Source organism: Serratia sp. Res13-Sevr-LER1-36-b (assembly GCF_015673035.1).
GTDB lineage: Bacteria > Pseudomonadota > Gammaproteobacteria > Enterobacterales > Enterobacteriaceae > Chania > Chania fonticola_C.
Genome location: NZ_JADACK010000011.1, coordinates 127,286 through 150,699, shown reverse-complemented (window position 1 = coordinate 150,699; position 23,414 = coordinate 127,286). Strand labels below are relative to the sequence as shown.

Here is a 23,414-nt window from a genome sequence, read left to right as displayed (position 1 = left end):
GCTGGAAAAATGAATGAATAGTGACAAAGGCCAAGTTAATTATATGACTAGAAATATGCAAAAAAGTCAGTCTTCACTGCGTGTCAGCCCGCTTGCGTATTTTATTGCAGTACACATGACCCTGTTGGGGGGGGTGTCCTTTGAAACACAGGCACGTGAGTTTTTTAACCCGGCGCTGCTGGAGACAGATAATCCACAACACGGGAAAACCGACCTGTCAGTGTTTGAAGAGCGGGCGATGCAGGCTCCTGGCTCTTACCGGGTAGATATCTATCTCAATAATGAACAGCAGGACACGCGTGAAGTTGAATTCAAGATAGGGAAAAGCGCCGAAGGTAAAGAGGGGCTGCAGCCTTGTCTGACGGTCGCTCAACTGAATGAAATGGGTGTTAAAACCGACCTGTTTCCTGCCATTGGGAAAGCTGAAGCACAGTGTGCCAACCTCAATGCCATCCCGCAAGCCAGCGCCGAGTTCCGCTTCAGTGCTCAACAACTCTTGCTGAGTATTCCCCAGGCGGCGATGTCGCAAAAAGCACGGGGCTACGTACCGGAAACCCAGTGGAATGATGGTATTTCGTCTTTCTTGCTGAATTACAGCCTGAGTGGTGCAAACACCGTTGCCCGTGACAATAACAACGGCGATAGCAATAGTCAGTTTGCCAACCTGCGGCCTGGCATTAACTTCGGCCCGTGGCGGTTGCGCAACTACACCACCTGGAACCGTGACAGCCAAGGTAAGAGTGAATGGAGCACAGTGTATACCTACGCTGCACGCAACATCGTTTCGCTCAAGAGCCAACTGGTGCTGGGGGACAGTACTTCACCAAGCGATGTGTTTGACGGCGTACCGTTCCGTGGTGCACAGATGGCGTCGGACGATGACATGATACCCGACAGCCTGAAGGGCTATGCACCATCAGTGCGGGGTATTGCCCGGAGCAATGCCCAGGTGACCATCCGCCAAAACGGCTATGTGATTTACCAGACCTTTGTGGCACCAGGGGCTTTTGAAATCAATGACATGTTCCCGACCGGCGGCAGCGGCAACCTGTACGTGACCATACGTGAGTCGGACGGCAGAGAACAGGAACTGGTGGTGCCATATGCATCACTGCCGGTGCTGCAGCGTGAAGGACGCTTGAAATACGCGGTGACCAGCGGGCAATACCGCTCATACGACAGCAGCGTGGAGAAAACCCCCTTCGGCCAAGCCACCGCAATTTACGGCTTGCCCTATGGGCTGACTGCCTACGGCGGCGGGCAGTTCGCCAACGAGAAGTACCACTCTCTGGCGCTGGGGATGGGAAAAAACCTGGGTGACTTTGGTGCCTTGTCGACGGATGTGACCCAGGCATGGTCGACCATGAAAGACCAACCACAGGAGAATGGTCAGTCGTGGCGTATCCGTTACAGCAAGAACTTTGTCCAGACCGGGACCAACTTTGCGATTGCGGGTTACCGCTACTCTACCGACGGCTACTACTCCTTGCAGGAAGTACTGGATACCCATCGGGACCAAGCCAGCCAACCGTTGGTTGAACGCCGCCGCAACCGTTCCGAACTGACCATGAACCAGAACCTGTGGGAAGGGGCGGGTACCCTTTCGCTGAGCTGGATCAGTGAAGATTACTGGAATAGCAATCGCACCATGCGCTCTATCGGTGCGGGGTACAACAACAGCTGGAACGGTATCAGCTATGGGTTGAACTACAGCTATAACGAGAACGCTACCGCCAGCGGCAGCAATGGCAGCGGGCGCGTGTATGACAAAGACCAGGTGTTTTCGCTTGGTGTCAGCGTGCCGTTGGACCGCTGGGTGAGGAATACCTACGCCAGCTACAGCCTGAATACCAGTCAGAAAGGTGGGACCACCCACACTGCGGGTATGAATGGAACGGCCCTGGCCGCTAATAACCTGAGTTGGGGGGTGCAGCAGGGGTACGGTACCAACGGTGTGGGTAACAGCGGCAGTCTGAATGCCGATTATCGTGGTACTTATGGGCAGGTGAATGCCGGTTATGGTTATGACAACAACAGTCAGCGCCTGAATTACGGAGTGCAGGGGGGGGTTGTCTTGCATGAGAACGGTGTGACCTTCGGTCAATTACTTGGGGAAACTGTGACACTGGTGAAAGCGCCGGGTGCCGTAGGTGTCGATGTCGGTGGCCAAACTGGGGTGAAAACCGACTGGCGGGGTTATGCCATAGTGCCGTACAGCAGCCCATATCGTAAGAATCAGGTGCGGTTAAATACCGAAACACTGCCGGACAATGTCGACCTGACGCTGTCGAGCCAGAACGTGGTTCCAACGCGAGGGGCGGTTATCCGCGCCGACTTTGCTACTAACGTGGGGCAGCGTGTTTTGATGACCTTGCTTAAGGTTGGCAGTGTACCAGTGCCATTTGGCGCAACGGTCAGTGACCCGATGCAGAAGACAGCGCAGGGCTTTATCGTGGGCGACAACGGTCAGGTGTATATGACGGGGTTGGCGGAGAGCGGCTCCCTCAATGTGCAATGGGGAACCGAAGCAGATCAGCGGTGCCAGGTGAATTATACGCTGGCGAAACAGACAGTAGAGCATGCCAGGGTTCAGATCCTGAACGGGCAATGCCGGTAAGGGAAGTGTGATGGGAATGAAAAAGATAGCGGCGATAGTGTTCTGTATGCTCGCGGGCATGAATATGGCCCAGGCGGCGTCCGTCTGGGGATCCTGTACTCCTGATAAAGGGACACAAGTTTTTGGTTTTGATTTTAAGCCAAAAATTGCCACGGTGGCAGAGAATCAGGCGGGACTTACTAAGGCAAGAATATATAACTGGAATCTGGGAGGAACATATCCTGGTACGTGTAACTGTGGCACTAATGAGGGAGGCAATAACTACTACAAAGCCGAGATACCGGGCTTGGTATTCGATCGCACTCTGAGTGGCCTGAATTATTATGCAATAAATAAATATCTCTCCATCGCCAGTGAACTGTATATTGGCGGGAATGTTAAAGATTACGTTGCCACACCTATAAACGATTATAGTAATAATTCTGGCACCATGTGTGCAGTTTCCTCGAATTATGCATCAGGTAGCCAAGGGTATGTTTCTTTATATTTTATCCGTCCTTTTGTAGGGGAAGTAGTGATTCCGCCGACGCCAATACTGAAGATCTATGGCACAAAAATAAAGGGACGCTATGACACGATACCGTTGGCACAGGTCACCATGAGTGCAACGGTAACTGTCCCTCAATCCTGTAATATTAACGCGGGTCAGGTCATTAACGTGAACTTTGGGGATATAAAAGCGGGCGATATAATAACCAAGGGGGCGGGGGTTGACGGTTTTACCCCCAAAGTCGTGGATTTGACGCTGGCGTGCAGCAATATTTCTGATGGTGTAAAAATCAGTTTATCTATCAACGGTGAAATCTCATCGGGGGATGAGACCGCGCTGGCAACCAGTAATACAGATATCGGTATACGGATATTGGATGCCATGGGGGGAACTGTCACACCTAACGGTGGGTTATTACCCGTTAGCATGAATTACGCAACCCAAACTGGTACTAGCACCATGAGTGTGGCCCCGATTAATGTGACTGGCAACAGGCCATCCGCAGGACTGTTTAATGCAACTGCCACCATAAGAGCGGAGATGGAGTAATTAGGGAAAAAGGTAGCCATTTTATACTTGTGAGAAAAGCTGGCACGCATTGATATTGACCATGGGGGCAGAATATCTGCCTCCTTTTTAAGTGTCAGGGATTTAGCTTAAATCCGCGTCTAGGCCGTAAACTCATTCCCGACATTTTCCATTCCTTAGCCCTTCACCTTAGCCCTCTCCACAGGCAAGTGTTCATCAGGTACTCGATCGGTACTGCGGAAGAGGGGGGGAGATCAGTCACCCAAACCTGAGTGGTGTGAAACAGCCAGGCCGATCGGGTACTATGGCGGTTCTATGCCAGCCGGTATATAGGAGCCGCCATGAGCCATCAGGAACGACAACTGACTTTTGATCCACGAGGTCATCAGCTCACCAACATTAACGTCTGGACGCCTTGTAGCCAATGGCTGGCGTATGACGTACGGCCAAGCGGCGCATCCTTTACCGGGCTGAGTATTGAACGGGTGAACGTTGCCAGCGGTCAGGTGGAGGTGGTTTATCGGGCGCAGCATGGAGCCCATGTCGGCGTGGTAACGGTGAGCCCGGATGCGCCAGCGCGTTATGTGTTTATCCATGGGCCGGAACACCCGGACAGCCACTGGCATTATGACTTCCACCATCGCCGTGGCGTGATCGTCAGCGAGCCGGATCGTGAATTGGCGATCACCCTCGACGCCCTGGACATTACAGCCCCCTATACCCCTGGTGCGCTGCGTGGCGGTACCCACGTGCATGTATTCAGCCCAGATGCCAGCCGCCTGAGCTTCACCTATAACGACCATGTGATGCATGAACTCGATCCGGCACTGGATTTGCGCAATGTCGGCATAGCGGTGCCGCTGCAAGGGGTCAATCCGCCCAAGCAGCACCCGCGTGAATACGACGGTAGCCATTACTGTGTACTGGTTAGCGCAACCACGCCAACCCCGCAGCCGGGCAGCGATCAAATCAATCGGGCTTATGAAGAAGGCTGGATTGGCCTGCAAGGCTATAGCAAACCCGATGGCAGCCGCCAGCGTTGGGCGTTGGCGTTTATCGGCGACACCCTCTCGCAGCAGGGGGAAAAACTGCCGGAAGTGTTTGTGGTGGATTTGCCGGAAAACGATGCCGACTATGCCAAAGCCGGAGATGCTCCCTTGCAGGGAACGGCAACAACCTTACCTGCCCCCCCGTTGGGGGTTCAACAACGGCGGTTAACCTATACCGGCCAACGCAAGTATCCTGGGGTTGCCACCACGCCACGCCATTGGTTGCGGAGTTCGCCAGACGGCAGCGCCATCGCCTTCCTGATGCAGGACGATCGGGGCATTGTGCAACTGTGGACTATTTCCCCAAATGGCGGGGAGGCGAATCAGGTGACACAAGCGGATCACAGCATCCAGTCGGCCTTCAGTTGGCATCCGCAGGGGGGCAAGATTGCGCTGGTGTGTGATAACAGCGTGATGCTGTGCGATATCGCCAATGGCAATCTGCAGCGCCTGACCAAGCGGACTGCGCAGCCACCACTGGGGGACGCCGTGGTGTTTTCACCGGACGGCAAACAGGTGGCCTTTATGCGTGAAGTCGCCGGATTTAACCAGATTTTTGTGGTGGCGGTTTAACTACGGCCCGGCCAGTGCTGGCGAGGTTGCCATGCCCTGGCCTGGATTGCCGCTGACAGCCAGATTTCGCTCTTCATCATGCTGGATACGGGCTTTGGGTGAGGCTGCCGCTTTATCGCTGCCTGAGCGCAGGTAGTCGTAAGGCAGCAAAATGGTGTCCATTGCCGCCGACAGGGGCAGGTCGATCGCCAGCAGGGGCATCATGGCCCAACTGGTATCTTCGCTCTTCATCATATCGACATTGGCGCGCGTACCGGAGTAATAACCCTGGTCGGCCCCGGTGTGGCTGGCTACGCTGGAGCAACCGTTAGTGGTCAGCAGCAGGCAACCGGTCGCTATCATTTTTTTTATTGGTTTCATTCGTCCATCCTGAGGGGGTACACATCCCCTGAAATTTGCTGATTTATAACATCCAGCCAAAGCATTGAAAGATGCAACGTTCCGCACTGTGGCGGCTATCTCACTTTGAGTGTATGTGATAAACAAATTTTCGCCGTTTCCATTGGCAATTATTTCATCATCACCAGTTGAAATGTGGAAAGCAAACCCCATCTTCTTTACAAGGCCAAATTAAGAATTTGCCGTAAGGGAATTCAAGCCTTATAGCCTGTCCATGATGGAAGGCTTCATTATCAACCTCGCTGAAGTGCCTTAGGAGGCTGTTTTATGCGCAACTTTGATCTTTCCCCGCTGTACCGTTCCGCGATCGGTTTTGATCGCCTGTTCAACGCCCTTGAGGCTGGCCAAAGCCAGGGTAACGGTGGTTATCCGCCGTACAACGTTGAGCTGGTTGATGAAAATCATTACCGCATTGCCATCGCGGTGGCCGGGTTTGCCGAGCAGGAACTGGAGATCACCACGCAAGATAATCTGTTGATTGTGCGCGGGGCCCACACCAACGAACCTGCTGAGAGAACCTATTTATATCAAGGCATTGCCGAGCGTAATTTTGAACGCAAATTCCAGCTGGCCGAGCATATTCAAATTAGAGGCGCCAAACTGGAAAACGGCCTGCTGTATATCGATCTGGAACGTATCGTGCCGGAAACATTAAAGCCGCGTCGGATCGAAATTAAGTAATTGTTGTATCACCGTGCCTGCCGTTAGGGGGCAAACTTTGAATCTCGCTTCTTTGAAGGAGTTTATACTATGCGTAACTACGATTTATCCCCACTTCTGCGTCAATGGATCGGTTTTGACAAGCTGGCCAGTTCAATGGGCGGCCAGGAGCCACAAGGGTTCCCGCCATATAACATTGAGAAAAGCGACGACAACCACTATCGCATTTCCCTGGCGTTAGCCGGGTTCAAACAGAGCGAACTGGATATTGAAGTGGAAGGCCCGCGCCTGACCGTGCGTGGCAACCCCACACCGCCGGAAAAACAGGTGGAGTATCTGCATCAGGGGCTGGTGTGCAAAGAGTTCAGCCTGACCTTTACCCTGGCAGAGCACCTGCAGGTGGCCGAAGCCAAATTTGAAAACGGCCTGCTGCATATCGATCTGGTACGCCACGTGCCGGAAGCCTTGCAGCCACAACGCATCAGCATCGGCAGCACTCCGGAGCTGGAAGCCAAATAACCGGCTGAAAAAAAACAAAAACTTGCGGGGGAGGTCCATTCGGGCCTCCCCCGTTGCATTCTGTGGCATACCCCACATTACCCCCCTACGCCTTATGTCAGAATCCCTATTAATTGCAGGCATTTAATCGCATACCGATTGTTAAACTTATGGTAAGGATGTGACGTATGAGTGATATCGCCCTGACCGTCAGCATGTTGGCGTTGGTGGCTATTCTCGGGTTATGGATTGGCAACTGGAAAGTGTATGGCGTGGGTTTAGGGATAGGCGGCGTCTTGTTCGGCGGCATCATCGTCGGACACTTTGCACAGACTTACCAGATCACTCTCAACGGCGACATGCTGCACTTTATTCAGGAGTTCGGTCTGATCCTGTTTGTTTACACCATCGGTATCCAGGTTGGTCCTGGTTTCTTCTCGTCCCTGCGCGTTTCCGGCCTCAAACTCAATGGCTTCGCCATTCTGCTGGTGCTGGTAGGCGGCGTGGTAGCGGCGATTGTCCATAAGCTGTTTGCCGTGCCGTTGCCGATCATTCTCGGCGTGTTCTCCGGTGCGGTTACCAACACCCCGGCGCTCGGTGCTGGGCAGCAGATACTCACCGATCTTGGTTCCGATCCGGCGCTGGTTAACCGCATGGGGATGGGCTATGCGATGGCCTATCCGTTCGGTATCTGCGGCATTCTGCTGGTGATGTGGCTGATCAGGCTGTTCTTCCGCATCAATATCGATAAGGAAGCCCAGGAGTTTGAAGATAGCCTGGGGAGTAATCGCGAACTGTTGCAGACCATGAACGTGGCGGTGCGTAACCCCAATCTGCAAGGCATGGCCATCAAGAATGTGCCGCTGCTCAACAGTGATGACATCATCTGTTCGCGCCTCAAGCGCGGCGATTTACTGATGGTGCCTGCCCCGCATGAGACGCTGGAACTGGGGGATTTCCTGCACCTGGTCGGCAAGCGCGAAAAGCTGGAAAATGCCCGGCTGGTGATTGGCGAGGAGGTCGACGTTTCGCTCTCCACCCGAGGGACTTCACTGCAAGTGGTTCGTGCGGTCGTGACCAACGAAAAGGTGCTGGGTAAAAAAATCCGCGATCTGGAGTTGAAGCAAAAATATGAAGTGGTGGTCTCGCGCCTTAACCGTGCCGGGGTCGAGCTGGTGGCTGGCAGCAATGTTACGCTGCAGTTCGGGGATATCCTCAACCTGGTGGGGCGGCCAGAATCTATCGAGGCGGTGGCGGCGATTGTAGGTAACGCCCAGCAGAAGCTGCAACAGGTGCAGATGCTGCCGGTCTTTATTGGTATTGGCCTTGGGGTGCTGTTGGGATCTATCCCGCTGTTTATCCCCGGTTTCCCGGCGGCGTTGCGGTTGGGTTTGGCCGGTGGTCCGCTGGTGGTGGCCCTGATCCTGGGGCGTATCGGCAGCATCGGCAAGCTGTACTGGTTTATGCCGCCCAGTGCCAACCTGGCGCTGCGTGAACTGGGGATCGTACTGTTCCTGGCCGTGGTTGGCCTGAAGTCTGGTGGGAACTTTATTGATACCCTGCTGCATGGAGATGGGTTGGCATGGGTCGGTTACGGTGCGTTAATCACCTCGATCCCGCTGATTAGCGTGGGTGTTTTGGCTCGGGTGGTGGGTAAGATGAACTACCTGACGCTCTCCGGCATGCTGGCTGGTTCAATGACCGATCCACCAGCGCTGGCCTTTGCCAACGGCCTGCACCCTACCAGCGGCGCTGCGGCGCTCTCTTATGCCACGGTCTACCCGCTGGCAATGTTCCTGCGCATCATGTCACCGCAGCTGCTGGCGGTGCTGTTCTGGGCGATGTAGCCAGCAAAAGGGGCTCCGCTTGCGGAGCCCCAATATACAGCTGACAAAATCTCAACCGGCTACGCTTCCTGGTGCGCGCGCTCAACTTCTTCGGCCAGGATCATCACGCCACGCTCAATATCTTCCGGATTAGGTACATAGTTCATGCGCATACATTGATGCGTATGCGGCCATTCATGCTCCAGCCCCGGGAAGAAGTAGTGGCCTGGCACCATCAATACGCCACGCTTTTTCAGCCGTTGATACAGCAGCTCGGTGGTGATGGGCAGATCCTTGAACCACAGCCAGAGGAAGATAGCCCCTTCCGGTTTATGGATCAGGCAGCGCTCTGGCGACAGGTAACGGCGAATAATGCCGATGGTCTGCTCGACACGCTGCTTGTAGAACGGGCGGATCACCTCGTTGGATAAACGCAACAGATCACCACGCTCAATCATCTCCGTGGCCAGCGCCGGGCCGATGCTGCCTGGGGACAGGCTGATGATGCCGTTCATATTGGTCAGTGCGGTAATGACCTTCTCGTCGGCAATCACGATGCCACAGCGTGAGCCAGGCAGGCCCAGCTTGGACAAGCTCATGCACAGGATGATGTTCGGGTTCCACAGCGGCGTGGCTTCGCTGAAAATAATACCGGGGAACGGCACGCCGTAAGCGTTATCGATCACCAGTGGGATATCACGCTGCTGCGCCAACAGATCGAGCTTCATCAGCTCTTCGTCGGTGATCACGTTGCCGGTCGGGTTGGTGGGGCGCGATACGCAGATCATGCCGATGTCGTCACCGATGTTCAGATGCTCAAAATCGACGTGATACTTGAACTGGCCGTCTGGCAGCAGTTCGATATTGGGTTTGGCAGAGACAAACAGCCCTTCATCCAACCCGGAATCGGCATAGCCAATATATTCTGGTGCCAGCGGGAACAGCACGCGGCGGCGGGTGCCGTCGGCGTAGCGGCCAGCAAACAGGTTAAACAAGTAGAAAAACGCGCTCTGGCTGCCATTTGTCAGTGCAATATTCTGTGGTTCGATCTGCCAGCCAAGCTCTTCTTGCAGCATGGTGGCCAGCGCTTTCAGCAGGGCGTCTTTGCCTTGTGGGCCGTCGTAGTTGCACAGTGCCTCAGTCAGCTTGCCCTGATCGAGCATCTCCTGGCACAGCTGTTTGAAGTAGCTGTCCATCTCTGGGATGTGCGCCGGGTTACCGCCGCCGAGCATGATGGCACCTGGCGTGCGCAGGCCTTCATTGAGATCGTCCATCAAGCGGGTGATGCCCGCGTAACGGGTAAATTTGTCGCCGAAAAGTGAAAAATTCATAGCTGCTGCAATATGGTTGTAAGCGGGTAGACGCCCACCATACCGCCAGATAAAAGCGGGTGCAATGCGGCTGACATCTTACCCGCCGGGCATAGATGTTGCTCGGCGGGGTTTTTACAGCATAACACGCTGAATTATTGTGACCGATCGCCAGCCCACACCACCATCACCTTATCGCCCCCATGCTGGCGACTAAAGGCATAGTAATGAGGCGTTTGCTGGGATTGCTGCGTACCGGCACCGATTGCCGGGTGGCGCTCGCGGAACTGGCCTAGCCGCTGCCAATGTGCCAACAACGGCGCTTTGGCTCCTTGCAATTCACCCCAGTTCATATCCGAGCGTGTGCCTTGTAAAGGATCGGAGCCAGTAGGGCCAAACGGCCGGCCACTCTCATCACCGTAATAAATCTGAACCGCGCCCGGGGCCAATAACAGTAGGTCTGCCGCTCGTTGCTGCAAAGGCAATGCACCTTTGGCATCGCTGGCGAAGAACAGGCGAGTGTCGTGCGAGGAAATATAGCTCAGCACGTTGAAGCCCTGCAGCTTGTTCGCCATCTGCTGATAGGTGGCATCGATATTGGAGAAGCAGCCCAGCGCCTGCGAGGCCTGATCCTGAAAATCGAAGTTGATCATCGCATCGAAGCCGTGCTGGTAATAGTCGCTTTTCATCACCCCGTGGCCCCAGGCTTCACCGGTCATCCAGAACGGTGCGTTATCCAGCGCCTGCTTGGGGTTGGCCGCTTTCCACTCTGCCAGTGCCTCGGTGGCTCGTTGCTTTAGCAGGTCCAGCGTGGGTTTATCGACGTGCTTGGCGGTATCAACGCGGAAACCGTCAATGCCATAGTCACGCACCCATTGGCTGAGCCAGACCGTCAGATAATCGCGGGTGGTGGCTCCTGGGATTTCGCGTGCGGCGGTATCAGGTTTATGGCGGAAGAACAGCGGTAGGCCGCTGGCTCCGGGCGCTTCAGTTTTGATGTCCGGAAGGAAAGCCAGTGACATGGTCAGGTCGTCAAAGCCCGGTGAGTCGTAATCGCCGATATCGGTGCGGATCCAGTTTTTCCCCCACCATTGGCTCCAGCCTGCTTTATCGCTGAAGTTGATGTAGTCGTTAAAGCTGTGCCAGCTCTGGCCAGGCCCAGGTTGCCAATCGCCCCAGTTTTTGCCGAGGGTTTTTGCGGCTTCATCACCCTTCAGGTACAGCGAGCCGAACTGAAACTGCTGCATATCGGCCAGCGTGGCATAGCCGACGTGATTGACCACCACGTCAAACAGGATGCGGATCCCCCGCTGATGTGCTTGCTCCACCAGATTACGCAGATCCTGCTCGTTGCCCATATTGGCATCGAGCTTGGTCCAGTCCTGATGGTAGTAACCGTGATAGGCATAATGTGGGAAATCCCCTTTGGTACCGCCGCCTACCCAGCCGTGGATCTGCTCCAACGGGGAACTGATCCACAGGGCGTTGACCCCCAGTTGTTGCAGATAATCCAGCTTTTTCGTCAACCCGGCGAGGTCGCCGCCGTGGAAGGTGCCGATCTCCTGCATGCCATCGCCGTGGCGGCCATAGCTGTGATCGTTGGCCGGGTTGCCGTTTTCAAAGCGATCGGTCAGCACAAAATAGACCGTGGCATTGTGCCAGTCGAAAGCCGCCTGTGGCGGCGTATTGGCTGATTCCAGCAATAGCAGCCCCCCGCTGTTGGCCGCCGGTTGCAGGGTGACCTGGCCCTGAACCACCGTGGCGGTCTGGCCGGAGTAAAAATCACGCACCGTTTCGCCTTCGGCAAAGGTGTCCTTCACCGCGATCGTGATCGGCTGGCCATCCCAGCGTTGGCAGGTGCGAGCCACGGCGGCGACGGTTTTTTCCGGTTCGGCCTTCAGGCTGAGCTGCAAGGTAGGCGTACCGCTGCGGGTATCGATCCGCACCTGATAATCACCATCGCGAAATAATCGCCAACTGACCGGCTCGCTATCGCTACAGGGCTGCAGCGACAACGTCTGGTTCAGCTTAACCGCGTCGCTGGGCTGCCAGCACTGTTGGTTCTGATACAGCCGCAACGGCAGTTGGCCTTTGGCCAGGGTTGCCTGGCTGGTAAATAAACCGCTGGTAGTTTCGCTGAAGACCGGGAAGCTTTGTAGCGTCCAGTTAGCCAGCGCTGCGGGTGACAGCAGCATCAGCAGGGGAAGGGTCAGGCGTTTCATTGGCTCTCCTTACTCGTGGCAGGAAGCGTTTTTATCGTGGGGTAGCCCAGTGTGCTTTATGCAGAAAAAATCGCCTCATCCCAGGGTAAGAATTTGGGGGCGGAGGGGGAAGGGGGAGAGGTTTGACTATGCGCTGTTGGTTTTTTAATCTATATTGTCATGTATACATTGTAGTGTGAGGTAAACTTATGAGCGTGATGTCTGTTCGGCTATCCGACGATCTCAGTGAGCAGCTTGAAGCCTTAGCAGAAGCGACCGGCAGAACGAAATCATTTTTGGCGACTCAGGCGATACAAGATTTTTTAAGCCGCGAGGCATGGCAGGTTGCTGAAATTCAACAGGCAATCGTTGAAGCCGATAATGGTGACTTTGCATCTGATGATGAAATGGCGGCCCGTTTTAAGAAAATGGGGGTGACTATTAGCAATGAAAATTAAATGGCTAAGGAAAGCTGCAACAAATTTTGATGATGAATATGAATGGCTTTACCAAGAGGATCCGCAAGTAGCGACAGAATTTGCTAAAGAGGTGGTTCGCTCGGTGAACTTGCTGGTTACGCAACCTGCTTTAGGAAGACCTGGTCGAGTAATGGGTACCCGAGAAATTGTCATGCAAACTTTCCCTTACTTGATCCCTTACCGGATTAAAAATAAGGAAATACATATTCTTAGAGTATTTCATACACGAAGGCGACCGCCGGAGAAACGCTGGTAACTGAGGTTATTATGGTTTTCAACGACCCGCTAGAACACCAGAAAGTGAGTGATGAGTTTGTCCATCAGGCTGTGATTAGTGAAACGCTTACAGGTTCTTTTGATGAGATGCCAGTTGGTAAACGCTGGCATCTCATAAGGGTTACTTGTTCAGCAGCTGCGGGTTAACGCAGTTTTCTGTGACCGTACCGGTCAAGGCGGCAATCAGGTTATCCACGGCGCACTCGGCCATGCCGTAGCGAGTCTCATGGGTGGCGGAACCAATATGCGGCAAAGCGACCACGTTGGCCATTTTCAGCAGCGGCGAATCGACCGCGACCGGCTCTTGCTCGAACACATCCAACCCAGCGGCGTGAATGGTGCCGTCCTGTAAGGCTTCAATCAGCGCTTGCTCATCCACCACCGGGCCACGCCCTGCGTTGATCAGAATTCCGCTCTGCTTCATCTTCGCCAGCTGTTTGCGGCCAATCAGATGGAAGGTTTGCTCGGTGAGCGGCAGCGTAATGCACAGGAAGTCCGACTCGGCCAGCAGCGTATCAAGATCGCAGCGGCGGGCATTGAAGCGTTGCTCTGCTTCTTCATGTGTACGGCGCGCGTTGTACAACACCGGCATGCCAAAGCCGAGGTGCGCACGCTGAGCCAGCGCCAGGCCGATGCGGCCCATGCCGAGGATGCCGATGGTTTTATGATGCACGTCAACGCCGTACCAGTCAGGCCCGATGCTGCCTTGCCATTCTCCTGCCTTGACCCGCTCGGCCACCTCGACCACCCGGCGTGCGGTGGCCAGCACCAGGCTCATGATGGTATCGGCCACGGTTTCGGTCAGGACGGTTGGGGTATGCATCAACAGCACCCGGTGGGCGTTGAGCGCTGCGACGTCAAAGTTGTCGTAACCGACGGAGACGGTGGATGCCGCACGCAGTTTGGGGGCGCGTTGCAAAAAGGCTTCGTCAATCTTGCCGCCGGAACCGAGGATGCCTTCGGCCTGTTGTAGCGCCTGATCGAAGGCGGCGTTGTCCAGTTGCAGACCGTCGAAGGCATGAACGGTAAAGTGCTGGTCCAGCTTGGCACGCAGGTCGGCAGGAATACTTTTGTACAACACGATTGCAGGCTTCATCAAATAACTCCATCTGGCGAACGAGATGTTCAACATAACATATTGCAGGAGAGTGAAGGGCTGAGCCCCCCACTCGCAAGATTAGGCCACCTGTGGCTGAGCTTCGTTACGTGCAGGCTTGACGATCAGCGTCAGCCCCACCGAGGCCAGCAGCGCGATAGCCATAAACATATAGGAGGCTGCCGGGCTGCCGGTCGCCCCGTTGAGGTAGCCGACAAACCAGGAACCGAAGAAGGAGCCCAGCGCGCCCATGCTGTTAATCAACGCCATGGCACCCCCGGCGACGTTTCTTGGCAGCATCTCCGGAATGATGGCGAAAAACGGACCGTAAGGCGCATACATGGCCGCCCCGGCGACCACCAGCAGACCATAGGAGATCCAGAAATGGTTCGGGCCAATGGCGTAGGAGGCGAAGAAGGCCAGCGCGCCGATCAGCAACAGCGGCCAGACAAACAGCTTGCGGTTCTGCATCTTGTCCGATGCCCAGGAAACCACGATCATCGCAATGGTGGCGGCCAGATAAGGTACTGATGACAACCAGCCCGCTTCAACCATCCCCATCTGCATACCGCTGCGCAGGATCGAAGGTAGCCACAGCACAAAGCCATACACGCCGATGCTCCAGGCAAAATATTGCATGCACAGCAGGATCACGTTGCGCGAGCGGAAGGCTTCGCCGTAGTTGCGTACCGCCTTGATGCCTTTCTGCTCCTCGGCCAGTTGCTGTTGCAACGCCAGCTTTTCCTGATCGCTCAGCCAGCCGACCTGTGACGGCTTGTCTTTGACCAGTACCCACCAGCAGAATGCCCAGATCACCGCTGGAACCCCTTCGATGATAAACATTTCACGCCAGCCAAAGGCGTGGATCAGGTAGCCGGAAACCACCGACATCCACAACACCGTGACCGGATTGCCGAGGATCAGGAAGGTGTTGGCGCGGGAGCGTTCAGACTTGGTAAACCAGTTGCTGATGTAAATCAGCATCGCGGGCATTACCGCAGCTTCCACCACGCCGAGGATAAAGCGGATCGCCGCCAGCATCGGGATATTGCTGACCATGCCGGTCAGCGAGGCGCACCCGCCCCACAGGATCAAACACCAGAAAATCAGCTTCTTGACGCTGCGGCGTTCGGCGTAGATGGCACCGGGAATTTGGAAGAAGAAATAGCCGAGGAAAAACAGGGCACCCAGCAGAGATGACATCCCTTTGGTGATGCCAAGATCGTCATTAATCCCGGCGGCGGAGGCAAAGCTAAAATTGGCGCGGTCCAGATAGGCCAGGCTGTAGGTGATAAACACGATGGGCATGATGTACCACCAGCGTTTGGCCGCAATAGTTGCTTTATTCATGTGCAGAACCCTTCAGTGGAGTCTTCTCACCAGCGCTGGCTTGTCGCCATCCGCTGGGGCTTGTGCTCTCCCGGCGTGCCTCGGTTGTAGGGACAGAGGTGGGCGCTCATTGGAGCAAATGATTATTCCGCCAGTGCGGCGCGGGTTGGCAACCCTTCGCTGTCGCCGATGGCCTGGATGGCCAGCGAACCGATCTTGTTGCCGCGTTGCACTGCCTGTAACAGCGTTTTGCCTTCCAGCAGGGCGCTCAGCGTCCCTACTGCGAAGCCGTCTCCGGCACCGACGGTATCTACCACGTTGGTGACTTTGACCGCGGGTACCGCAGCCTGGTCGCCGGCGGCGGTTTTAAACCAGGCACCCTCTGGTCCGGTTTTGATGATCACGGCCTGTACGCCGCGCTCCAGATAGAAGTCGGCGATACCTTCTGCGGTGGATTGCCCGGTCAGGATCTGGCCCTCTTTTAACCCTGGCAGCACCCAGTCGGCCGCGCAGGCCAGCTTGTTGAGCTGTTCGATCATCAGTTCCCGGCTAGACCACAGCACCGGGCGCAGGTTGGGGTCGAAGGAAATGGTTTTGCCCAGGGCGCGCATCTCGGCAGCGGCGAAATGGCACAGCTCCAGCGACTCGGCAGACAGGGCGGCGGCCACCCCACTCAGGTGCAGGTGGCGCGCCCCAGCGAAGTAGTCGCGGTCAAAATCGACGGTGGAAAGATGGCTAGCGGCGGAGCCTTTGCGGAAATACTCCACACTGGGATCGGTTCCATCCGTGTTTTTAGATTTCAGCTGAAAACCGGTTGGGTAGCGGCCATCGACGGTGACCTGCTGGGCGTTAACCCCTTCTTTCGCCAGCTGTTGCAAGGTAAAGCGGCCAAAGGAGTCGTTACCTATCCGGCTTACCCAGCCGACGTTTAAACCCAGGCGGGCCAGCCCGATCGCCACGTTCAGTTCGGCACCGGCGATGCGTTTGGTAAAGGTTTCTACCTCGGCCAAATCGCCCGTTTGCGCGGCGACAAACATCGCCATGGCTTCACCCAGCGTTACGACGTCTAAAGAATTTTGCGTGTTCATCATGCCTGCTCCCCGCGTAACACATCCACGTAATGGCGGGTTACCGCCTCAAGATCGCTGCCCTGTAGTGGGAACTCGATGCCGCGCGGCACGTCCTGCGGCAAGCGGGCCAGCACTTCACGCCAGCTACCGTCGGTGTCATCCAGGGCGATGGCGCGCCAGCCGCGTGGGCCAAGGGTGGCGGCTTTAACATGAATATAGCCAACGTGTGCGGCCAGCAGATTGGCGGCGGCCAGGGCGTCTTGCCCCACCCAATGCCAGTTGGCCATGTCGAACGTCATGCCGACCGGCAACTGGCTCGCTTCCACCGCATGGAAAAAGGCGTTCATCAACGACAGGATGCCGCAGTCTGGCGTTTGATCGTTCTCGACCACCAGTTGGGTTGCGGATTGCCCCAGCGCGATTTTTAACTCGGTAAAGTCAAAGCCCGGTTGGTAGTGACCCAAGGCCAGCTTGAGACGGCTGGCTTGCAGGATCTTCGCCTCAGCCAAAAAGGCGGGCAGATTCGGGTTAAGGGTATGCTGTGGCGTAAACAGTGACTCAGGTGCGGAATACACGGCGGCCAGTTGGTGTTGCTGTAGGGCTTTTGCCAGGGTGGGTAATGCATCCAGCTCCTGCGGGGAAAGCAGTTCACGGCGGATTTCCACGCCGTCGGCACCGGCCTGGGCGATCAGGGGTAACAACGCCGCCTGGCCACCTAGCTGTTGCACTCTGTCGTTGCCGTAGGCGCTGGTTACTACAATAATCTGTTGCTTCATCTTTTGGCTCCTGAGGTGACCTATCACCACCGCTACTGTTGTTGTAACGGTAAATGGAACCGGTTCCATTGAAAAGCAGCAGCATGCAGAACTATGATCGCAATCACGGAGTTGGTTAAAAAACGGCCCCTCACCCCAGCCCTCTCCCACAGGGAGAGGGCGCTGATAGTCCCTGCTCTGTTGGAGGAACGAAGATAATCTCAGCAAGGCTTGAGCTTCCATTTATCCAGGGAGAGTCAACGAATGCACATGATGAGTCACCGTACTTTCAGGCTAACTCGATCGGTCCCTTGTGGGAGCTATCCAGAGTACGTAGTTAGCCCGTGCAGCTTCGGAAATAGGGAGTAAGAACAATAAAGGCAAGGTATTACGCAAAACAATAAACGAACTCGATCGGTCCCCTCTCACTAACGGAGAGGGTTAGGGTGAGGAGTCAACGCAGGGTGGAGCCACGGACGATCAGCTCACCGGAGAATAGCTGTTCGCTAACGGGAGCATCGAGGCCCTGAATACGCTGCACCAGCAGCTCCAACGCGGCATGCCCTATCTGGTAGGTGGGCTGTTTCAGGGTGGTGATCCCCACCCCGGCCAGTTCGGCCCAATCCAGTTCGTCAAACCCCAGCAAGCCAATGTCGTTGCCCCACTGCATGCCCAGGTGGCGCATAGCGCGCGCAACTTGCAGCGTTAAGGCACCGTTGGCCGAGATCACCGCTTTACGCATCCCGCGATGGCGGGTGTTGAAGGTCTGTAATACCGTTGCCAGCTTTTCGGCGTCGTTTAGCGGAGTTTCGGCCTGCTCGGCGGACAAATCGGGATGTTGGGCCATCGTCTGGCGAAAAGCGTGCAGACGCTCAAGCCGGGTATTCACGGTGCCAATCGGCTCACTGAGGAACAGGATAGCCTCGAAACCCTGTTGCAGCAGGTGTTCCGTTGCGGTGGCGGTGGCCTGGTGGTTATTCAAACCCACCACATCGCAGGCAAAGTCGGGGATTTTACGGTCGATCAGCACCATCGGCAGCATCGACTGTTGCAGCATGGAGAGCGCGTCTTCACGCATCCCGACGGCGTTCACCACAATCCCTTCCACCCGGTAGCTGCTCAGCAACTGGAGGTAATGCTGTTCCTGATTGATCTCGTTATTGGTGTTACAGACCAGCAGGGTAAAGCCATGCTGGCGGCAAGCTGCTTCGATGCCGCGCATCACGTCGACGGAATAGGGATTGGTGATATCGGCGATGATCAAACCGATCAGCCGCGTTTGTCCGCCCTTCAGGCTGCGTGCCATCTGGCTTGGGCGATAGTCGAGCTGCTGGATCGCCATATCGATACGTTGCTTGAGGGCGTCGGAGAGCAGGTGCTGTTCACCATTGAGATAGCGCGACACGCTGGTTTTGCCGGTTTGGGCGTGTTTTGCCACATCACTGATGGTGGCGCGCCCTGAGGCACGCGTTGCTTTATCACTGCTCACAGCCAATCTCCCCTGCGGTTCAATGCCAAGGAGACTAACACACCAAGCCTAAAGCCGGGAATGACCCATGTCAGGAGGTGGCCTCCTGCGCTTTGGCCTGCGGCTGGATTTTCTTGTCGGGGCTGCTGAGGGTGAAAACAGAAATCAGCGTGACGCCCAAGGCAAGGCTGCCGAGGATCAGGTAAGTTTCGGCGAACCCCATACGGTCATACAGGCTACCTGCAAAGGCAGAGAGGAAGATGGCGGCCCCCTGTTTGGCAAACTGGAAACCAATCAGATAGATCGTGGCGGAAAGGCGGGTATCAAAGTTGGCGGTGATGTACTTGAAGGAACCGACCAGCAAGAAAGGCACTTCCAGCGCGTGCAGCATTTTCAGCATGATGACTTCCAGTGCCGTTGTGGCAAAGGCGGAGCCAATAATGCGTATCGACATGATGGTACCGGCCAGCAGCAGAGTATTTTTTGCTCCGATGCGGTTAATAATCCACGGCGAACAGAACATGATCAGCGCATTGGCCAACTCTCCGGCGGTGGTCGCATAGCCGAAGACCTCGGTACCGCGCTGGGGAGAACTGAAGAAGGTTTTAAAGAAGTTGGCAAACTGTTGATCGAACACGTCATAGACGCAGGCTACCCCGACCACATACAGGATGAACATCCACATCTTCGGCATTCTGAACAGCTCTGCCACCATCCTCAGATTGAACTGGCTCTGATTAGCCCCCAGCTTGCCCATGACAATGGCGTTAGGATTTTCGCGCGGCTTGGCCAGTATCAGGAGTAACATCAGTAGCACTGCCGCTCCAGATCCCATCCAGAAGACGATATCAGGATTGATGTTGAATAACACTCCGGCGGTAGACGCACAGATCCCCCAGCCGAAACAGCCAAACATCCGCGCCTTGCCGTATTCGAAGGCACTTTTGCGGCTGACTCGTTCGATATAAGCCTCAACGGCTCCTGCTCCCCCTGAGAAAGCAAATCCGATATAGGCCCCGCCCACCATGGCTCCGAGCAAGACGTTCATTTTCAACAACGGTGCAAAGACGTAGAGGAAGAAGGGAGCAAAGAAAAACAGCAACAGGGTAATCACCCAAAGCAGATGTTTTTTCAGCCCGAGCTTATCGGAAATAATGCCGAAAATGGGTTGAAATAGAATGGCAAACAGAGACAGACAGGAAAATACCAGGCCAGTTTCGGTTTTATTCAGCCCGATGACTTCCGACAGCCAGATTGGCAGAAACGGAAAGCAGGTGGCCATAATGAAAAAGTAGAGGAAAAAGAAAGCGCCAAATATCCAGAAGTTACGGTTATTTTTATAGGTACAGACGGTGGCGTTCATGGTGATTGTCCTTCTACGACGAGCTTTGGGTGTGCAGCGGCTCGCCGTGGTGAGCGCTGCACCTGCAAATCTATGGGATAACTCAGAGCTGTTCGAGGCCGATCAGCATGGCGCTTTCCGGATCCAGTACCGGTAACGCCAGGCCAACCTGCGCCAGCCATTCCCCGCTAACGTCGCAGGGCTGTTTCATCCAGGCGGGCAACTGGCGCATGGTATGGCCGCCCTGCTGCTGGTGAATGAGCGGCGGGGTATCCAGCAGGGTGATGCGATAACGAGCATCCGGCCTCAACCCTGGAATGCGCAAATTACCCGGCAGTTGGTGATTCGGCATCGTCAACTGGCTGACCAGAATGACAGCTCGCTCCTGTCCTGGGGCAACCACACCATTAATCTGGGTGCTTGGGTCGTGATGATCGATACGGATAACATCGCCGCTATGTAGCAATGGCCGGAGAGATTTGTGCAACGCCACATAGCGGACGAAACCAAGCTGTTCGGTGTCGCCTTCTTTGACCGGGTCCAGTTCTATACCCATGTGTCCGAACAACGCCGTCAGGCCGCGAAAACCGATGCTGTGCTGACGTTCGGTGGCGTGACATTGTCGGTTGCCGATGTGTGAGCCCATCACTTCCGGGGGGAAGAAATAGCTCATGCCGCGTTGAATGGTTTGGCGTTCCAGCGCGTCGTTGTTGTCGGAGGTCCAGAAGCGGTGGCAGCGTTGCAGGACCTCAAAATCGATTCGGCCCCCACCGGAGGCGCAGGATTCGAATTCCACCTGCGGGAAGCGTTCCCTCAAGCTATCCAGCAAGCGATAGAATTGCTCGGTCTGGGCTGTCAGCGAGGCGCGGCCAAGGTGAGCGGGTTGTACGATCTCGCGGTTCATGTCCCACTTGATGTAGTCGATATCATGATTGCTCAGTAGCCAGTTCATGCGTTCCAGCAGGTATTCGAAGACCTGTGGGTTGCACAGATCGAGCACGTACTGAAAACGCCCGGTAGGTTGCTGATAGCCCGGTAAACCTAACACCCAGTCGGGGTGAGCCCGGAACAGATCGGAATCTGGATTGATCATCTCCGGCTCCACCCAGATACCGAATTCCATGCCTAGTTGTTTAACATGCCCGATCACCGGAGCCAGCCCGTTCGGGTATTTTTTCTCGTCCAGGTACCAGTCGCCAAGTGCGGCGCGATCGTGGTCGCGCCCACGGAACCAGCCGTCATCAATGATAAAGCGTTCTACACCCAGTTCGGCCGACTTGGTGGCCATCTGCATGATGTACTCGGGCTGGTGGTCGAAATAGATGCCCTCCCAGGTATTGAGATGCACGGGGCGCGGCCTGTGGTCGGGGAAGCGCAGAATATTCTGGCGGACATAACGGTGAAACTGCTGGCTAAGTGCATTCAGACCAGTACGAGAGCTGGCAGCATACAGCCAGGGGGTGCTTAGGCTGGCTCCGCCTTCCAGTTCCTGCTCGCCTGGCAGGTACAGGGCCTCTGCCTGCAACAGGCGGCGGCCATCGGTTTTCACATCGGCGCGCAGACGATGGTTGCCGCTCCAGCCAAGATGGATACCCCAGACTTCCCCCTGTTGCTCGCTGAAGCCACGGCTACCTACCATCATGCCGGGGAAGTATTCATGAGAGCTGCGACCTCGGCGGTTTTCCTGCAGGTACCCGCCATGCTCAAGGGTGATGCGGTGCGGTTGGAACTCGCGGATCCAGCGGCCATGGAACGCCATCACTTCACCAGCACGCTCAGGCAATGGCAGTGTCAACGCCAAGCGGTTAACCCAGTAACGAGCAGCATGGTGATTGATCAACGTATGGCGCATTTTTAGCACGCCGCTGGCGCTGTCCAATTGCAGTTCGCTGCGTAGTTGCAGCCCTGCCTGTGGGTCTTCTGCCAGGATCAGCAACTGATTGTCCTGATGCGTGATTTCGCTGGTGGTGAACACGGGTGACCAATCGTAACCGTCACGATGGCCTTCCACTCCCGGCGAGCCAAACAGACCGCGTCCAGATTCTGCCGCTAGCGTCAGAGGCGTATCTACATCCAGCCTGCCGTTTGGCACCGCCCGGCTTAGCGTCAAGACATCCTCCGGCATAAACCCGCTTAAATGGGGGCCCCAATAGAGAATTTCGGCAAACGGCTGGCAACGAACAATGACGTCGGTCGTGGGGCTGGTTAACCGCACAATGGTGGGTTCCATCTTTTGACTCCTTTACGATCTTTGGCTCAACTCAGTGGCGTCATCATTGATCCGAAACGTTTCGGATTAAAACCTAAACGTTTCGGATCTGTGATCTGGTCGGGCAAAAAACGGCGTTGTTTTAAACGATCAGGAGGTCAAGGGGAGTTCGTCCGGGTTGGGTTTTAGCACCGGTTGCCACAGTACTTGTAATTTTTGCAGCGGTTCACCACGGATCAGGCCAAGAGTCATTTGCGCGATTTGTTGGCCGACCTCCGCGCGGGTGGCTTGGACGATGGCGGCTACAGGCAGGTCGAGCAGGCTTTCCGCTGGTAATCCGTCATACACCACCAGAGAAACCCCTCCGGGGCCGAGTTTATTGGCATCACGTAGCGCCATTGCTGCCCCCTCGCCGTGACCGTTGCAGTCGGTAATGATTGCCGTCGGTGGATCGGCCAACGCCAATAACGCTTGGGTGGTCAGATAACCCGCGCGACGGCTTGGCGTGATACTGCACAGATAATCGTCACGTTGTTGCAGTTGGTGGCTGGCCAATCCATCCAGATAACCTTGGCGGCGCTGGCTGATAAACGACTGCTGGTTATTTTCGCCCAGATAGGCAATTTTCCGGTGGCCCAGCGCCACCAGATAGTCCACGGCCATCAGGCTGCCAGCGCGGTTATCAAAATCAAACCAGGCGTAATCTTTCTCCAGCTGGCTGCGGCCCAGGGCCAGAAAGGGGAAGTTAAGCCGCTGTAATTCCTGCAGACGCGGATCGTTGTCTAGCGTATGGGCAACAATCAATGCATCAACACGTTTGCTGGCAATCAGGCGAGTAAAGGCATGATGGGGTGCATCATCTGCCACCAACAGCAGATCGATCTCGTGGCGTACCAACTCGTTGCTGATACAACCGATCATTTCCATCAAGGTAGAGTTACTTAACGTGTAGTTATTGAACGGGAAAACCAGCCCAACGGCGTCGATTTTGCCCATTTTCAAACGGCGTGCCAGGGTATTGGGGCGATAACCCAAACGCTCTGCCTCAGCCTCTACCCGTTGGCGCGTATCTTGGGCGACGTCGCCGTAGCCATTCAGGGCGCGACTCACGGTGGTAACGGAGAGATCCAATGCTTTGGCAATCGCTTTCAGGGACATATTTCACTCTACAGAAGGTATTGGGATGCCGGGCGAGAGTAACACAGGCAGAGGAATTGGCGGGAGAGGCGAGGGCAGGAA

At 55.6% G+C, this 23,414-nt stretch carries 19 protein-coding genes; 8 read left to right on the top strand and 11 right to left on the bottom strand.

Features of this window, described 5'->3' with window-relative positions:
* Nucleotides 1-55: 55 nt before the first annotated feature.
* The 3 genes from IMQ33_RS07645 (at nt 56) to IMQ33_RS07635 (ending at nt 5,257) form a co-directional block, all read left to right on the top strand.
* Nucleotides 56-2,617: a fimbria/pilus outer membrane usher protein gene (locus IMQ33_RS07645; protein ID WP_196061648.1), complete on the top strand. Its 2,562-nt coding sequence runs from the start codon at nt 56-58 to the stop codon at nt 2,615-2,617.
* 10 nt (nt 2,618-2,627) lie between these two features.
* On the top strand, nt 2,628-3,656 hold the full coding sequence (locus IMQ33_RS07640; protein ID WP_081375808.1) for a fimbrial protein: 1,029 nt from the start codon (nt 2,628-2,630) through the stop codon (nt 3,654-3,656).
* A 320-nt stretch (nt 3,657-3,976) separates the two neighbouring features.
* Nucleotides 3,977-5,257: a DUF3748 domain-containing protein gene (locus tag IMQ33_RS07635; RefSeq protein WP_186579032.1), complete on the top strand. Its 1,281-nt coding sequence runs from the start codon at nt 3,977-3,979 to the stop codon at nt 5,255-5,257.
* On the opposite strand, the gene IMQ33_RS07630 is transcribed toward IMQ33_RS07635, so the two are convergent.
* A complete protein-coding gene (locus IMQ33_RS07630) occupies nt 5,258-5,617 on the bottom strand; it encodes a YceK/YidQ family lipoprotein (RefSeq protein WP_196061649.1) in 360 nt (119 codons plus the stop codon).
* A 306-nt stretch (nt 5,618-5,923) separates the two neighbouring features.
* Between IMQ33_RS07630 and ibpA the strand changes: the two genes are divergently transcribed.
* From ibpA to IMQ33_RS07615, 3 genes are all read left to right on the top strand, one after another.
* Nucleotides 5,924-6,337 carry a small heat shock chaperone IbpA gene (gene ibpA, locus IMQ33_RS07625; protein ID WP_021181374.1) on the top strand — a complete coding sequence of 138 codons (414 nt, stop codon included), beginning with the start codon at nt 5,924-5,926 and terminating at the stop codon, nt 6,335-6,337.
* A gap of 69 nt (nt 6,338-6,406) precedes the next feature.
* Nucleotides 6,407-6,835, top strand: a complete 429-nt coding sequence (ibpB, locus tag IMQ33_RS07620; RefSeq protein WP_024483305.1) for a small heat shock chaperone IbpB — start codon at nt 6,407-6,409, stop codon at nt 6,833-6,835.
* A gap of 167 nt (nt 6,836-7,002) precedes the next feature.
* A complete protein-coding gene (locus IMQ33_RS07615; protein WP_196061650.1) occupies nt 7,003-8,661 on the top strand; it encodes a putative transporter in 1,659 nt (552 codons plus the stop codon).
* Nucleotides 8,662-8,720: 59 nt separating this feature from the next.
* Here the strand turns inward: IMQ33_RS07615 and IMQ33_RS07610 are convergent, their stop codons facing one another.
* Entirely contained in the window at nt 8,721-9,971 is a 1,251-nt protein-coding gene (locus IMQ33_RS07610; protein ID WP_024527350.1) for a valine--pyruvate transaminase, read from the bottom strand.
* A gap of 134 nt (nt 9,972-10,105) precedes the next feature.
* Nucleotides 10,106-12,172: an alpha-amylase gene (locus tag IMQ33_RS07605; protein WP_196061651.1), complete on the bottom strand. Its 2,067-nt coding sequence runs from the start codon at nt 12,170-12,172 to the stop codon at nt 10,106-10,108.
* Nucleotides 12,173-12,360: 188 nt separating this feature from the next.
* On the opposite strand from IMQ33_RS07605, the gene IMQ33_RS07600 reads away from it, so the two are divergent.
* Both IMQ33_RS07600 and IMQ33_RS07595 read left to right on the top strand, forming a co-directional pair.
* Nucleotides 12,361-12,609: a CopG family ribbon-helix-helix protein gene (locus IMQ33_RS07600; protein ID WP_024527348.1), complete on the top strand. Its 249-nt coding sequence runs from the start codon at nt 12,361-12,363 to the stop codon at nt 12,607-12,609.
* The gene (locus tag IMQ33_RS07595; RefSeq protein WP_071784396.1) at nt 12,599-12,886 is read left to right on the top strand and encodes a type II toxin-antitoxin system RelE/ParE family toxin; all 288 of its coding nucleotides are present in this window, start codon (nt 12,599-12,601) and stop codon (nt 12,884-12,886) included. The genes IMQ33_RS07600 and IMQ33_RS07595 overlap by 11 nt, the downstream gene beginning before the upstream one ends.
* A gap of 141 nt (nt 12,887-13,027) precedes the next feature.
* On the opposite strand, the gene ghrB is transcribed toward IMQ33_RS07595, so the two are convergent.
* The 8 genes from ghrB to IMQ33_RS07555 form a co-directional block, all read right to left on the bottom strand.
* Entirely contained in the window at nt 13,028-14,002 is a 975-nt protein-coding gene (ghrB, locus tag IMQ33_RS07590) for a glyoxylate/hydroxypyruvate reductase GhrB (RefSeq protein WP_196061652.1), read from the bottom strand.
* An 81-nt stretch (nt 14,003-14,083) separates the two neighbouring features.
* On the bottom strand, nt 14,084-15,352 hold the full coding sequence (locus IMQ33_RS07585) for an MFS transporter (RefSeq protein WP_065683425.1): 1,269 nt from the start codon (nt 15,350-15,352) through the stop codon (nt 14,084-14,086).
* 122 nt (nt 15,353-15,474) lie between these two features.
* Nucleotides 15,475-16,422 carry a sugar kinase gene (locus IMQ33_RS07580; RefSeq protein WP_230326657.1) on the bottom strand — a complete coding sequence of 316 codons (948 nt, stop codon included), beginning with the start codon at nt 16,420-16,422 and terminating at the stop codon, nt 15,475-15,477.
* On the bottom strand, nt 16,419-17,177 hold the full coding sequence (locus IMQ33_RS07575; protein ID WP_161713276.1) for a sugar phosphate isomerase/epimerase: 759 nt from the start codon (nt 17,175-17,177) through the stop codon (nt 16,419-16,421). The genes IMQ33_RS07580 and IMQ33_RS07575 overlap by 4 nt, the downstream gene beginning before the upstream one ends.
* 433 nt (nt 17,178-17,610) lie before the next feature.
* Nucleotides 17,611-18,645 (bottom strand): LacI family DNA-binding transcriptional regulator, encoded by a 1,035-nt coding sequence (locus IMQ33_RS07570; protein WP_065683427.1) that lies wholly within the window; start codon nt 18,643-18,645, stop codon nt 17,611-17,613.
* Between the two features lie 70 nt (nt 18,646-18,715).
* Nucleotides 18,716-19,987: an MFS transporter gene (locus tag IMQ33_RS07565; protein ID WP_196061653.1), complete on the bottom strand. Its 1,272-nt coding sequence runs from the start codon at nt 19,985-19,987 to the stop codon at nt 18,716-18,718.
* Nucleotides 19,988-20,069: 82 nt separating this feature from the next.
* The gene (locus tag IMQ33_RS07560) at nt 20,070-22,196 is read right to left on the bottom strand and encodes an alpha-galactosidase (RefSeq protein WP_196061654.1); all 2,127 of its coding nucleotides are present in this window, start codon (nt 22,194-22,196) and stop codon (nt 20,070-20,072) included.
* 129 nt (nt 22,197-22,325) lie between these two features.
* Entirely contained in the window at nt 22,326-23,333 is a 1,008-nt protein-coding gene (locus IMQ33_RS07555) for a LacI family DNA-binding transcriptional regulator (RefSeq protein WP_161738891.1), read from the bottom strand.
* Nucleotides 23,334-23,414 lie beyond the last annotated feature (81 nt).

Coding starts and splice junctions, on each gene's coding strand:
- IMQ33_RS07645 (WP_196061648.1), top strand. CDS start 56: ATGCAAAAAAGTCAGTCTTCACTGCGTGTCAGCCCGCTTGCGTATTTT.
- IMQ33_RS07640 (WP_081375808.1), top strand. CDS start 2,628: ATGGGAATGAAAAAGATAGCGGCGATAGTGTTCTGTATGCTCGCGGGC.
- IMQ33_RS07635 (WP_186579032.1), top strand. CDS start 3,977: ATGAGCCATCAGGAACGACAACTGACTTTTGATCCACGAGGTCATCAG.
- IMQ33_RS07630 (WP_196061649.1), bottom strand. CDS start 5,617: ATGAAACCAATAAAAAAAATGATAGCGACCGGTTGCCTGCTGCTGACC.
- ibpA (WP_021181374.1), top strand. CDS start 5,924: ATGCGCAACTTTGATCTTTCCCCGCTGTACCGTTCCGCGATCGGTTTT.
- ibpB (WP_024483305.1), top strand. CDS start 6,407: ATGCGTAACTACGATTTATCCCCACTTCTGCGTCAATGGATCGGTTTT.
- IMQ33_RS07615 (WP_196061650.1), top strand. CDS start 7,003: ATGAGTGATATCGCCCTGACCGTCAGCATGTTGGCGTTGGTGGCTATT.
- IMQ33_RS07610 (WP_024527350.1), bottom strand. CDS start 9,971: ATGAATTTTTCACTTTTCGGCGACAAATTTACCCGTTACGCGGGCATC.
- IMQ33_RS07605 (WP_196061651.1), bottom strand. CDS start 12,172: ATGAAACGCCTGACCCTTCCCCTGCTGATGCTGCTGTCACCCGCAGCG.
- IMQ33_RS07600 (WP_024527348.1), top strand. CDS start 12,361: ATGAGCGTGATGTCTGTTCGGCTATCCGACGATCTCAGTGAGCAGCTT.
- IMQ33_RS07595 (WP_071784396.1), top strand. CDS start 12,599: ATGAAAATTAAATGGCTAAGGAAAGCTGCAACAAATTTTGATGATGAA.
- ghrB (WP_196061652.1), bottom strand. CDS start 14,002: ATGAAGCCTGCAATCGTGTTGTACAAAAGTATTCCTGCCGACCTGCGT.
- IMQ33_RS07585 (WP_065683425.1), bottom strand. CDS start 15,352: ATGAATAAAGCAACTATTGCGGCCAAACGCTGGTGGTACATCATGCCC.
- IMQ33_RS07580 (WP_230326657.1), bottom strand. CDS start 16,422: ATGATGAACACGCAAAATTCTTTAGACGTCGTAACGCTGGGTGAAGCC.
- IMQ33_RS07575 (WP_161713276.1), bottom strand. CDS start 17,177: ATGAAGCAACAGATTATTGTAGTAACCAGCGCCTACGGCAACGACAGA.
- IMQ33_RS07565 (WP_196061653.1), bottom strand. CDS start 19,987: ATGAACGCCACCGTCTGTACCTATAAAAATAACCGTAACTTCTGGATA.
- IMQ33_RS07560 (WP_196061654.1), bottom strand. CDS start 22,196: ATGGAACCCACCATTGTGCGGTTAACCAGCCCCACGACCGACGTCATT.
- IMQ33_RS07555 (WP_161738891.1), bottom strand. CDS start 23,333: ATGTCCCTGAAAGCGATTGCCAAAGCATTGGATCTCTCCGTTACCACC.